Genomic DNA, 12,356 nt, shown 5'->3' on the forward strand with positions numbered 1-12,356 from the left:
TTTGTGCTGTGCTAGTGAAGAGACCTACTACACTGGTGTGGAAGGAACAGGTCCAGTCTTGCGTTTCTTTGCCGTTTCCGTGCTGCGCTTGTCGATCTTTCCACGCCACGTTTCCAGCGCCATGATGTCGTCAAGAAGCTCATCAGGTTCAGGGATCGCGATCCCTCCCATTAGTGCCTTGTCGTGTGCGTAGTTTGAGCACTTTGTCATACCTGCATTCACCTGAGCGTAGTCGTCGTCCTCGACCATCACGCCAGCAAGCCTTTGGGTCTCTACACCTTTTCGGAAGCGCAGGATGACTTCACGCAGTAGAACCTCCTCGACGGCACGCTCCCATGCCATGCGCAAATGAAAGTAGGCTTCGATTGTCAGCCTCCGGTGTTCCTGTTCTTCGCCATCGTTATGAAGTTTTGCGATAGCTTGATGCTGCGCCTTCAAGGCACCGATGCGTTTGCTTGCGTTTTTCCCTTCGAATGGCAAATCCGGGTGAGCCACTCCAAAGCCTTCAGCACGCCGGACCAAGCTTTGGGTGACAATTGGGACGCCAGCCAGTTTCGCTTCCTCGGCGAGCACGCACAAGAAGTAAATATCGTGGGTGAACACGATTACTTGGCGCTGTGCCGCTTCGATGGATAGGCGTTTCGCCACGCGCTCGCGCCGACGGTGGTCAAGTGACGAGACGGGGTCATCAAACACGATGCCGCCCTTGCCTCCACTCAGCCCAACTTCAGCCAGAAAGGAACCGATCGCAACCGCTCGTTGCTCACCCTCGCTCAAGATGTCGCCTGGACTGCGGCTTTGTGGCAGTTCCAATTTGAGTTTATGCAAGGCTTTGCCACGATCTGAACGACTTTGCAATGAAACGCGTAGCGTGCCTACTCCGAGCGCCTTGAACTCGCGGTTCAGAGCCTCGGTAAGTTCTTTGGATACTACCTTTTCCGCCAGCTCCGATGCCTTCAATGAGATGGCGTTTGTCTTCACCGCTGATAGGCATTTCATGAGCTTTGCCTGATGGGCAAGTCGGCTGACAGCCATGGCGACAGCACCCTTGACTTGGCTTAGTCGTACTCGTGCATCCAATTCCATGAACTGCTTTTGCAACGCGGCTCGGGCTTTCTCGTCCGATGCTTTTTCCAAGGTCTCGGCTTCGGAATTCAGCTTGTTTGCCAGTGCCTGGAGCCGAGCTGCTGGATTGACCAGAGCCTGATTGATGTCATTCCACTGGTGTGAGATCACTGCTGCTTTGATGGCCTCTTGGCGAGCAGTCAGAAGTGGTTCAAAAGCCTTGGCATCAGCGGCAAGTTGCGGATCCAGGGCTTCGATTTCTCCATGTGTCACATCGTCGAGGTTTAGCGTCAGGTTTTGTGTAATGAATGGCTTATACTCAGCGTACAGTGCAGCACGGCGTGCTTGAGAGGTCTTCTCCGCTTCCTGCTGGATGAAAGCCTCGAAGCGCAGTAAGCGGTCAGCGCCTTCGGCAAGAGGCTGCTGGCAAAGCGGGCAAGGTGCGTCTGCGCCCAGTTCCGGAAATCCTTTATCTGGATGGGATTCTGCTGCGAACTTGCGAGCAGCATCGAACAGTTCACGCCATGCTTCGCCGCCAGTGCCTGGCAGTAAGTTTTCGCCTTCCTTGAATTGTTTCGCCGCAAGTGCAGCTGCAGCTTGTGCCGTGCGATAGCTGTCAGCTAGCCCCCTCAACTTTGTGACAACGGCTTGATCTACCAATGCGCCTTGGTTGGTTACATTCGCCGCTATGGTCGCGATGCGACGGGCGCGTAGTCGCAATTGTGTAGCTTTCTCTTTCGGGTTGTTCTCCTTTAGGCTCTTGTCTAGCGACGTATGCTGGACAAGTTCTTCCGGTGTCACCGTGGCGAGTGCGTCAATTTGGGCTTGAGTCGTTTTGGCGGAAAGCGACGCGATCAGTTTGCCGACTAACGTATCACCCAGCAAGGGCGCAAACGCTGCGAGATCAGCAGCATAGTGGGAGTGCTCGGTCTCTATCGCCGTCTTTAGCTGCTTGCAGACTTTCGCTAGGCCCTCGAATACATCAAGACCGTAGGGAACATAAGAAAAATCGTCCTCCCTATCGAGGTAAGCGCGGGCGCAACGTGAGTCGAAAATCGCAAACGATGATAGTGCAGCAGGAGCCGTTTTGCCGTGCATCCAGTGTGCATCCTTTGCAACACCGTCTATGACAATCTCGAAGGTGGCTTGCGGGGTCCCCGTGCTTCCTGCGAGGAGATTGGCGTTCGGATGTATTGCCTCCATCTGGTCGCGCGCGCGACACGCACGTTTGAGCACACGTGAGTATCCCGATTTACCTGAACCATTGTCGCCATAGATGACGGTCATTCCAGAAGTGCCGAAAGGCAGATTTTGGTTTTCGGCAATTGCGTTGACATGCCGCATGTTCTTTATGGCACGCAACTCAACGTGGGTCGTCACTTTCACCGGAGCCGGAATCTGGTCAGCTGTTAATGGTTTAGGCTTACGGTCCTTGGGGTCCGGGATGTCATGCGCGGCCTTGAGCAGCGCAAAGAGATCGTCTTGGTCTTCTCCCGTCAGTGTCTGCTTGGCCAGCAGGCGTGCCACAGCATCGCTTTGCCATTCGGGTAATCCCTTAGTCCAGTCCAGTATCTCCTGCAATATCGACATCGGTTTCCTCCCGCCATCGTTGTTGTTTGTCTTTCGGAAACTCTCCATATCTTGTCGCGGAAATCACATAAAACGACAACACATTACGAATAATGTACCAATCTCTTTTCATGTGGTACTTCATGTTGCCCTGTGGGCATGACTGTCTAGGTCTTGGCACTTTCCTTTAAAGCAATCAGCCGCTTTTTCAGCGGGGCTGCTTTCCCTGGATGAAATCGCTCCAAGTGCAGAACGCGCCCCATCGCTTGGGCATAGGGGCCGCGTTCAAACGAAAGTATTTCACCGTTCGATATGCGCAGTTCTATGTCACGTACGGCAGCGCGGGTTCTGCTGTACACGGCTTTCCCCAAGCCAGGTTTGGCGTTCACGGAAAGCTTTGTGACTTCCATACGGGCGCCGGATGTAGAAATCTCATGCTTGGCCCGTTTGGGCTGGTACCCAAGTTTGAGCAACATGCCATAAATCTGCCGCATCACTTCCGATTTTTCCTGATTCGTTAGGAACGCTTTTGACGATACAGCGATGTCATCGACGTAACGGGAGTAGATAAGCCCTTGAGATGCGAGTTTTGTGTGCAGTATCGGTTCATCCTGCCAAAATACGAGGTTCGCCAGAAATGAGCTGGTAATGGCACCTTGTGGCAACTCGCCTTGCCGAGTAGTTAGCTGGGTCAGGCATTGCGACACATCCTGACTGAATCCGAAGAGACCATTCCAAACTTTAAATACAAGTTCTGCGGAAGTGGAGGGGAAAAACCCGCTGATGTCTTCGTTGATAACAATTCTGGCGTTGCTATGGAGTGCTGCGTTTACTTTGTAGTCGCTGCCTTTGATACTCCCAGTCAAATACGCTGGGTAGTCCACATGGTCCAGGATCTGGCTTTTGATCCTTCGGTGGACCTCTTTTAGTGGCGCCAGGGCATCATAGGTGTTGCGGATGCTGCCGTCCGGTTTGGCAATGGACTTTGCGACGCGGTATAGACCGTCGGCCCGCTTGGCAAGCGATAGCAGTTCATCGACAGACAGACCCAACGGTACATGCAGGGCATGCAGCGTGCCGATACGGCGTTGTCTATATAAGGGCGCGCTGATTGCTGACAGGCTCATTGAGCAATTCCAGTGCGGTACGCGCAAGTTCCCCTTGCAGCGTCTTGTCAATGCCGTCTAGGTCGCCGCCTTCTGCGCCCAGGAAAAAGAGGATACCAACGGGTACGCGCAATGCCTGTGCGATCTTGGTCATGGTGGAAAGAGTTGGGTCGCGCTTGTTGTTTTCCAGCATGGACAGGTAGGAGACAGAGCACTCAGCCTGTCGTGCGAGATCAGCTTGGGAGACCCCCCGCCGAGTGCGGCACAGCTTGATGGCTTGTCCAAGGTTCATGAGTTACTCCGATAAATCAAATATTGGGCTTGCTGCGTTTTGGCTCACTCCCATCACTTCATCCAGTCAGTGAGATTACTCACTGTGCGGATGACGATGTCGGTGATGCGCAGAGCCCGGAACACGAGTTCACCGTGTTCAAGCTCCCGCCTTTCCGAACTCGCAAGCATGCTGCGCAACTGCTGCAACACGTTATCCAGTTCTGCCAGAGCGCCAGCATCGAGTTGGCTGTAATGTACATCGCGCAGCTTTTGGAGCGTTGCGATGCTGTTCTTCAAAGTTTCGTACTTCATTGGAGTGCTCCTTTTAAACTCGGCAAAACGCCGAAGCCCCGTAACAAGGCGATTGGCCGAAAGGAGCCAACTCGATGCGCAAGCCCAACACCAGTTTTCGCGGCTATGAAGCCCCGTCTCTGCGACCACCTGATTGTGGCTACCGATTAGCTGATTACACGTTGCTAATGGCGGACACACAGCGGCGAGAGGGCGGACCTTCGCGGCGGACCGATGCTGCCGGCCTGCCTCACCTCAAAATCTCCAACACTGGATGAAGGAGCGGCCTGAATTACTTCAGGCAATACACACGGACCTTTCGCTTTTACGGTAAGAGCAACACTTCAAAGAACAGATACCTAGTCGGTTCGACTAGCCAACGCCATTACAGCATGGATAGCGTCATTTGGCAACAAAAATTCACTGTCAGTGAATTTTATGCTCATTATGTGGGTGTTCCAGTCAAGAAGCACCCTGACCGGGCATCTCTCCAAGTGAATCTTGAAGCCCAATGCATCCCGGCGTACCGCCGTCGGGCTCGCGGGCTGCGCCCCGCGCTTCTTGTCGAATCGCGGCCATCCGGCTTTGATCCCTGACGCCTCCGGCTCTTGAGAGCCTGCGCGCTCCGCTTGCCAGGCCGAGAGAGGCTGGTGGGGTGGGGCGGTCTTGCTGTTTCCCTTCACCGTACCACGGCGTTCTCGCTGTCAAGGGCGGCGCGTGCTCCGCGCGCTTGCGTCCTGCGGCCGTTGGTCACCCCTGACGGCTTGCGCTGCGCCGTGCTAGCGCCGGTTCCGGGCAATTCCGCCCGAGCAACCGGAGCACGATCATGACTAAATTCTCTCTCATTTCCGATTCATCGCTGCTGGTTCGTGACGACCAGGGGCGCTACTTTCCGGCTACTGCCGACCAGATTCTGACGGCTGCGCGCCAGGTGATCGACCAGAAGATCCAGCGTGGCGCCTCGTTCACGTCACCGGCCATCGTCAAGGAGTTCCTTTGTGCGAAGCTGGCAGGGTTCGACCACGAGGTGTTCGCGTGCCTGTTCCTGGATTCGCAGCACCGCTTGATCGAGTATGCCGAGCTGTTTCGCGGCACTATCGACGGGGCGGCGGTCTACCCGCGGGAAGTGGTGAAGATGGCACTTCAGGTCAACGCTGCCGCGGTGATCTTCTCGCATAACCATCCGAGCGGGAATCCCGAGCCGAGCCAAGCGGACCGGACGATTACCCAGCGGCTGAAAGAGGCACTCGCACTGGTGGACGTGCGTACCCTGGATCATATCGTCGTCGGCGGTGAACAGACATCGTCATTCGCCGAGCGGGGGCTGTTGTAGCACAGGGGCTTCGGCCCCTTTTTTACTGTGCCGTGTTTTGCTACTTGGGTCCGTTTCGTTCGCGCTGACGGAAGCGCTTGATATATGCATCATCGACCAAATCGTCGGGACCGAGATTCAGGGCGCAGTTGCCTAAGGAGGCTAGCGCCCGGTCGGTTAGCTTGAAGCCCCTTGGCAGTTGGCCGTAATTCCCGGCACTGTTCTCGTCGATAGCGGCGAACAGCGCCTTGAAGAAGTCTGCTCTGGATGGACGCACCGCCGCTGTGGCGGCAGCGGTCAAGGGGTCCGTTGCCGACATGACGGCGCTCTCAGCATCCATTGCCAGTACCTCTATGAACTCGCTCAGCGAAGGCCAGTATTTCAGGTCATATTGTCCTCTCAACGCAGCCAGTCGATCTTGTACGTAAGACCGAAATAAATAGTTGTGTTGTGAAGCCGCTTCGATCACGGAGCAGCAGTGATATTGAGTATCACTGCTGAAGCCAGACGTGTTGTGCAACTCAGAGCGCTGCTCCAGCAGTGTTGCTAGTTCGGCCGCCTTCCGTGCGATCTGGCGATTCTTATTGGCCAGATCGTCTCGCGCGGTTCTTGCCTCCTGAATTTTCTCCGGGTTCCAGAACGCCGCCGCGCTCAACACAAGGCCGAGAAAACACTGGAGCGCTGGCGGGTGCATATGGAGTTTTCCGTACAGTTCCTCATACACAGGCTTCATTTCAATGCTGCGGTGTAACAGTCGATCCGCGACAGTGCTTTCGCTGGGCAGGATGCGGTGTTCGCTGTTATAGCGCTTCTCCTCCCGAAGAAGGTCTTCGCAGATTTGCTGTGGATTCACTGTTTGCACCGAACTCATGGTCTGTCCTCACTATTGTCGTGTTTCACAGTTTATTGAGTCAGGGTGAAGTTGTCGGTACCTCAATAAACATTGTCGAATCGGCTTTGAGGTACCTGTATACCCCTCATCAATACCTGTGAATGACTCCGATCCGACTTCTTCAATCCGATACTGGGCGTTTCGCTTGCCAATCCGAGAGGGTGCGCTGGGGTGGGCGGTCTTGCTGTACCCCTTCACCGTATCACGGCGTTCTCGCCGTCAAGGGCTTCGCGTGCTGCGCACGCTGGCGGGCGTAGCCGTCTGTGACCCTGTGACTGCTTGCGCTGCGCCGTGTTGATGCCGGTTCCGGGCAATTCCGCCCGAGCAACTGGAGATCGTCATCATGAACGACAAATCACATGTGTCGCTGGAACGTCACGTCTGCCTGGTCTGTGGGACCGCCTTCGATACCGGTAACATCCTACTCGACAAGCGCTTGCGCGCGAGCCTGGAACGCCACACATCGACAGGCTGGGGTCTGTGCGACGAACATCGGCGGCTGTTCGATGAGGGCTTTGTCGCCCTGGTCGAATGCGATCCAGAGCGTAGCGGCAAGCCGACAGGCACCGATCGCTTGAAGCCGGAAGCGGCGTATCGCACGGGGCGTCTGGCCCACCTGAAACGCGACGTGTTCGCCGGCGTGTTCAACATACCGCTTGCCGCCGATCAGGCTTGCGTCTTTGTCGAACCCGGCATCATTGAGCAGCTTCAGGCGATGGTGGCACCGGCATCGGATTGATCGCTCGACCAAGCATCGAAAGCGTCGTCCACGTAGACCGGGGACGGCGCTTTTTTTCTGCTGCGCCCGGTGTCGATGTCTTCGGCCGTGTGGGACTGCGCATTGTGCTTGCACTCCAGGGGAACGGCGTGTCGCCGATCCCCGCCGCTCTCCGTTTGGCGCCCCTGAAAAGCCGCCGAACAGGTTGCACCTGATCGGCCTTCGCGCCTGCGGCGCTACGCGCTTCGCTTGCTGTGTGGTCGGCACATAGTGAAGGCCATAGTCTGTCCAGCCATTCTCCCTCATTACATCACCTTGTCCGCGACTGTAGCCCACGGTCGTGTGCCGTCAAGGCGCGCCGGGCGTGTCCTCGCCTGTGCCTGTCAGCTGAAGTTACCCGGCGCTGGTTTCCTGGACGGCACCCGTCCGCGCGCTCCCGACCGTCGCGGGCGATGAACTCGGGAAAGACGGTGGCAACACGGCCGCCAGGCATATGAGCCGATATTTGGGTTGGTTTATGGGGTGACAAGGCAAATGGGCTCCGAATCTGGGAATCCGGTGGCATCGAAGCGATCCGGCGTCAATTGCACACGAAGCGCAACGGTGCATGCCAAAACACGCTGAACCTTGCCGTGATTGGTTGTGTGTTGCCCGGTAGCCCCGGATGCTGGTGATGGGGCATAAACCGTGAGCGGGTGTGTATCACCAATGCGGGAGAGGCTTGCCTGGCGTGACTGTCCGGTCCGAGCTGCAACATCGGTTGCGAAGGATGGAGGACGTTCTTCGCAAGTCCTGGAGCCATGGCCTGACGTGAACGGGTGACAGCGGATACCGGTATCGCTGTGCCGCGGAATACCGGGTAGGCCATTACCCCTTTTGGGTCAGGTCGGCCCAATGCGTCCTTGGTTCGTTGTGAATCCTGGCGAAGGTGCGGCTGCGCCTCGGGCTCGATGGCCGCAACCCTTCGGCGCAAAGAATATTCCCCGGCGCTGTGCGCCTTCCTCGCGCAACAAATTCTTTGCGCCTTCAGGTCCTCCACGCTGTTGCGGCCGCTGCGCGGTGCGGCCCGCCCGACCGACGCCGACCGGATCACAACAAGGACGCGATGGGCGCGACCTTGGCAACCCGAAAGGAGTACATATCATGGCCAACATCGGCACTTTTACCGCAGAGAAAGACGGCTTCACCGGCACCCTGCGCACCCTGGCGCTCAACGTCAAGCTCAAGTTCGTCCCCAACGACAAGGGCAGCGAGAACGCTCCCGACTACCGCCTCCTGGCAGCCAACGGCCTGGAAGTCGGCGCGGCCTGGCAGAAAGTCAGCCAGGCGGAGCGGCCCTACCTGTCGGTGACCCTCGACGATCCGTCATTTCCCGCGACTGTCTACGCCCGTCTCATCGAGGGCGATGACGGCAAGCACAACCTGCTCTGGTCCCGGAACAAGGGCGAGTGATCGTCACGGCATACGCCCCGCCCATCGTGGCGGGGCTTTCCGTGCGTCAGGATTCGGGATTCGCCAGGCGTCGCTCGGTGTCCGCCATCAGTTCGGCGGAGCTGCATTCCAGTGCCCGTGCGATCTTGAGAATCAGGGCCAGCGTCGGCATGTGCTCGCCGCGTTCGACTTTCCCAAGGTGGGAGCGTTCCACGTCCGCCAGGTGGGCCAAGGTCTCCTGAGCCACGCCCCGTTCCGTGCGCAGGGCGCGCACGGCTTCGCCAAAAGCCCGTGCGGGCTCCGCTTCATAAGTGGTGGCGCCGGCTGGGCGGCCGCGTTGGATTGGACGCTTCTTCATACATGGGAGCGTCGTCTCGCGGCATAATAAAAACCACGTTAAAGATAACTCATTTGCTGTTTTCGACTTATGATGGAAGGGGTTTTGTGACAGGGCCTTTTTATATGCGTGGAGACACAAATGTGGAAAACCGCTTTGGTGGGGACGCTAAATTACGATTTGCCGGATTCGAGGTTTTGCTGATTTCCGTAGATCCGGCTTTGTATCTTTGGGCAAAACCCCGTTTGCGCATTCGTGCCTTGTGGTAAAGGCGCAAGTCCGGTTTCGTGCATTTCAGGATCGCCTTCTTGGTTCATTCCACAGCGAACAGTGTGCGAGCCTGGCGCTCGCCGCTTGCCGTCAACCCCGGCCCGCACCGAACCGTGTTGGGGTATGACGGCTGCGCGGCCTGTCTGCGCCTGGTGTCGCCTCGCTCCGCCGTGGAGCGAACCCATCAGAGGAAGCGACCATGAAAACACTCATCACCGAACAACAACGCACCCAACTGCTGGCCAACGGCCAGGCTAACGCCGAGGGCCGGGACATTGATCCGCCGCCGGTGGTTAAGCTGTTCACGCCGGATGCCCAGGCCACCTGGCTGCTGACGGAACTTGATCCCCAGGACGGCGATGCCGCTTTCGGCTTGTGCGACCTGGGATTGGGTATGCCGGAGCTGGGTAGTGTGCGTCTCTCCGAATTGTCCACCATCCGCGGGCCGCTGGGCCTGCCGGTGGAACGCGACCTGCACTTCATACCCAGGCGCACGCTCTCCGAGTACGCGGCGCTGGCCCGCGACAATGGGTCGATCCTGGATTGATAGGCCCTGCCAGCTCGCCATCGCGGGCTGGCATCAGCACTGCCTTGATGGGATTTTTGTGACTTTTTCGGTCTGACGCCAGACCTCAGGCGCAACACTTCATATTGTTGCTCCAGCAGCGTGCAGCCAAGACGAAAAGAGTCAGGATATTTGTGGCGAGATGGGGCAGGGTACCCGGTGCTGCGCGGAAAAGGGTTCCGCGCAGCCGTCGCATTCGGACGATCCGCACAATGCCCCGGAGCCAATCGGACTTGACGCGCGCCCTTAACGAAGCAGGCAAGATGATACGCCGATAACGCTGTAGCTCCCTCCGCCAGAACCGCCGACTTCGCGCGACGTATCCCGCTGAATGACAGGGAGGAGCCGCGTCGTGGCCAAGTCCGGCGAGCACTGGCAACCTGGTGCCGCCTATCTCTACATCCTGCATCTCGATGGGCCAGCACTGGCCTGGGAGTACCTGCGCCGTCACCCCGACTACCGGCGCGACTGGTCGGGCCGTCGTCGTGATACTGAGGCGGCGGCACACTGGGGGCTGCGCCTGTTGGAAGATCCTGCCCTGGATGCGCGGGACGCACAACCGCTGTGGTGTCCCGATCACGCCGGCATGATCCAGCTCCATCCCGATCTTGATCCGCCACCCGGCGCCGAGGGCTTCGGTCTGTGGCGGCTTCCCGGGCGCAAGCGCTTGGTCCATGACGGGCGTCGGTTGTTGGTGGCCACACGCTGGACCGGCAGTTGTTTGCGCCTGGCTATTGCACCCGGCCTGGGGGAGGGCATGGCCTACGTTTGCGCGGCGCGCGCCTCGGCATGCCGCAATCTGGCCAATGAAGCCGAAAAATTGGTGACCGGGGCGGTGACGAACGCGATGGCTTGTGCCCGTCCCTCGGCGACCGAACTGCTGGAGCTTCACACCCTGCAGGCCCTGGACGGTGTTCTGGCAGGCGCGTCCCTGCGCGCCGTGGCCGCTGTTCTTTTTGGTACGGCCACCGTTGCCCGTGAATGGCATGCTGACAGTGCCCTCCGTGCACGGGTGCGCCGCCTGGTGCGTCGTGGTCGTGCCCTGATGCTGGGCGGTTACCTCAAGCTGGTATCGCCTCCCCTTAAAGGGGGACGTTCCGGTTCACCCACAGATCGTCCCTGAGCAGGGAGTCGCGCTTTCCCCAGACTGTCTCCATCCGGCCACAACAACGTGGCCACCGACCAAGACCGATGGAGAACCCTGTCATGAGACCCACGCTACTGCGGCCTTCCGCCGCCCCCGCTGCCACGCAGCAAGCCGTTCCTCCTTCTCGCTATCTCACCAACGATGAGGCGGCGGACTATCTTCGCCTGTCACCACGGACGCTGGAAAAACAGCGCGTCATTGGTGGTGGCCCGCGCTTTCGCAAATTCGGCCGTCGGGTGATGTACGCGGTCAGTGACCTGGATACCTGGGCCGATGCCCGTAGCTACGAGGCTACCTGTGATCCCGAGTATGTCGAACGCCACGCCGGCGACAGCCGCCATGAACGCTGAACGCACGTCCACCCATGGTTCTCTCCACAAACCCGGGCAATGGTCGGGAACAGCTCGATTTGTTCCGCGCCCTGCCGGGAGAGATGGCGATCCGCGACGCCCAGGACCTGATGGCCTATCCGTTCTTTTCGCTGGCCAAGTCGCGGCGCACAGTACCCATCGATTTCCACTCCGGGCCGGTCACCGTGCGGGTGGAGGGCACAGGAGCGCACGGTATTGCCACCATCTGGGATGCCGATATTCTGATCTGGGCGGCCAGCCAGATTGTCGAGGCCTGCGATGCCGGCATCCGGCCGTCACGACGAATGCGCGCCACACCCTACGAGATCCTGCGCTTTATCGGGCGGGGCACATCGCGGCGCGACTACCAGCGCCTCAGGGCTGCCCTGGATCGCCTGCAATCCACCACGGTGGCCACCTCCATCCGCGAGACCACCGGGCGGCGCCTGCATCGTTTCTCGTGGATCAACGAGTGGAAGGAATGCGCGGATGTCCATGGGCAACCGCTTGGCATCGAACTGATCCTGGCGGACTGGTTCTTCGCCGGGGTGTTGGACGAGGCTCTGGTGCTTACCATCGACCCGGCGTATTTCCGGCTGACCGGCGGCATCGAGCGCTGGCTTTACCGCCTGGTGCGCAAGCACGGCGGCCGCCAACCCGAGGGGTGGCGATTCGATTTCCCCTACCTGCACCGCAAGTCCGGCAGCCTGGCCCGGCCCAGCGACTTCGCCTGCGACCTGCGCGCGTTGGTTATGCGGCAGTCGCTGCCGGGGTACGTGCTGTCCATCGAACGCCGACCCGGTTCGCCGGACATTCTGGTGTTTCGGCCCGTGCCGCGCATGACACGTTGATAACTGCGGGACAAGCTGTGAACGGGCTCGTGCTATCGGGCGTACGGGCCTTCGTGCTATCGGGCGCAAGCGACTCGTGCCATCAGGCGTACGCATTCGCCGTCAGCTCAATGACCACGCGACGTGCGCTTCTCTCTAACGTATTACCTAACAATCAATATCTTTATTTAACATTTACT

Annotated in this window: 13 protein-coding genes; 7 read left to right on the forward strand and 6 right to left on the reverse strand. The window is 58.6% G+C overall.

Annotation, left to right across the window (positions count from 1 at the left end):
• Window positions 1-27 precede the first annotated feature (27 nt).
• The 4 genes from G411_RS0115505 to G411_RS0115520 form a co-directional block, all read right to left on the reverse strand.
• A complete protein-coding gene (locus G411_RS0115505) occupies window positions 28-2,655 on the reverse strand; it encodes an AAA family ATPase (RefSeq protein WP_022960131.1) in 2,628 nt (875 codons plus the stop codon).
• Between the two features lie 146 nt (window positions 2,656-2,801).
• Entirely contained in the window at window positions 2,802-3,761 is a 960-nt protein-coding gene (locus tag G411_RS0115510) for a reverse transcriptase family protein (protein WP_022960132.1), read from the reverse strand.
• Window positions 3,727-4,032 carry a helix-turn-helix domain-containing protein gene (locus G411_RS0115515; protein ID WP_022960133.1) on the reverse strand — a complete coding sequence of 102 codons (306 nt, stop codon included), beginning with the start codon at window positions 4,030-4,032 and terminating at the stop codon, window positions 3,727-3,729. Before G411_RS0115515 ends, G411_RS0115510 begins: the two co-directional genes overlap by 35 nt.
• Before the next feature lie 53 nt (window positions 4,033-4,085).
• Entirely contained in the window at window positions 4,086-4,325 is a 240-nt protein-coding gene (locus tag G411_RS0115520) for a hypothetical protein (RefSeq protein WP_022960134.1), read from the reverse strand.
• An 805-nt stretch (window positions 4,326-5,130) separates the two neighbouring features.
• Between G411_RS0115520 and G411_RS0115530 the strand changes: the two genes are divergently transcribed.
• Window positions 5,131-5,637 (forward strand): JAB domain-containing protein, encoded by a 507-nt coding sequence (locus tag G411_RS0115530; protein WP_022960136.1) that lies wholly within the window; start codon window positions 5,131-5,133, stop codon window positions 5,635-5,637.
• A gap of 40 nt (window positions 5,638-5,677) precedes the next feature.
• Here G411_RS0115530 and G411_RS0115535 read toward each other — a convergent pair whose 3' ends face one another.
• Window positions 5,678-6,487 (reverse strand): hypothetical protein, encoded by an 810-nt coding sequence (locus G411_RS0115535; protein WP_022960137.1) that lies wholly within the window; start codon window positions 6,485-6,487, stop codon window positions 5,678-5,680.
• A gap of 364 nt (window positions 6,488-6,851) precedes the next feature.
• On the opposite strand from G411_RS0115535, the gene G411_RS0115540 reads away from it, so the two are divergent.
• Complete coding sequence (locus tag G411_RS0115540; protein ID WP_022960138.1) at window positions 6,852-7,247, forward strand: hypothetical protein; 396 nt, start codon at window positions 6,852-6,854, stop codon at window positions 7,245-7,247.
• A gap of 1,122 nt (window positions 7,248-8,369) precedes the next feature.
• Window positions 8,370-8,678, forward strand: a complete 309-nt coding sequence (locus G411_RS0115545) for a DUF736 domain-containing protein (protein ID WP_022960139.1) — start codon at window positions 8,370-8,372, stop codon at window positions 8,676-8,678.
• Window positions 8,679-8,724: 46 nt separating this feature from the next.
• Here the strand turns inward: G411_RS0115545 and G411_RS0115550 are convergent, their stop codons facing one another.
• A complete protein-coding gene (locus tag G411_RS0115550) occupies window positions 8,725-9,015 on the reverse strand; it encodes a helix-turn-helix domain-containing protein (RefSeq protein WP_022960140.1) in 291 nt (96 codons plus the stop codon).
• 448 nt (window positions 9,016-9,463) lie between these two features.
• Here G411_RS0115550 and G411_RS0115555 point away from each other — a divergent pair, with 448 nt between their 5' ends.
• From G411_RS0115555 to G411_RS0115570, 4 genes are all read left to right on the forward strand, one after another.
• Window positions 9,464-9,811, forward strand: a complete 348-nt coding sequence (locus tag G411_RS0115555; protein WP_022960141.1) for a DUF2958 domain-containing protein — start codon at window positions 9,464-9,466, stop codon at window positions 9,809-9,811.
• A 370-nt stretch (window positions 9,812-10,181) separates the two neighbouring features.
• Window positions 10,182-10,952: a DUF7011 domain-containing protein gene (locus G411_RS0115560; RefSeq protein WP_022960142.1), complete on the forward strand. Its 771-nt coding sequence runs from the start codon at window positions 10,182-10,184 to the stop codon at window positions 10,950-10,952.
• 83 nt (window positions 10,953-11,035) lie between these two features.
• Window positions 11,036-11,326 carry a helix-turn-helix transcriptional regulator gene (locus G411_RS0115565; protein ID WP_022960143.1) on the forward strand — a complete coding sequence of 97 codons (291 nt, stop codon included), beginning with the start codon at window positions 11,036-11,038 and terminating at the stop codon, window positions 11,324-11,326.
• Window positions 11,327-11,340: 14 nt separating this feature from the next.
• Window positions 11,341-12,177 (forward strand): replication initiator protein A, encoded by an 837-nt coding sequence (locus G411_RS0115570; protein ID WP_022960144.1) that lies wholly within the window; start codon window positions 11,341-11,343, stop codon window positions 12,175-12,177.
• The last annotated feature ends 179 nt before the right edge of the window (window positions 12,178-12,356 follow it).

Origin of the sequence: Spongiibacter tropicus DSM 19543 (assembly GCF_000420325.1) — a bacterium.
Taxonomy (GTDB): domain Bacteria; phylum Pseudomonadota; class Gammaproteobacteria; order Pseudomonadales; family Spongiibacteraceae; genus Spongiibacter; species Spongiibacter tropicus.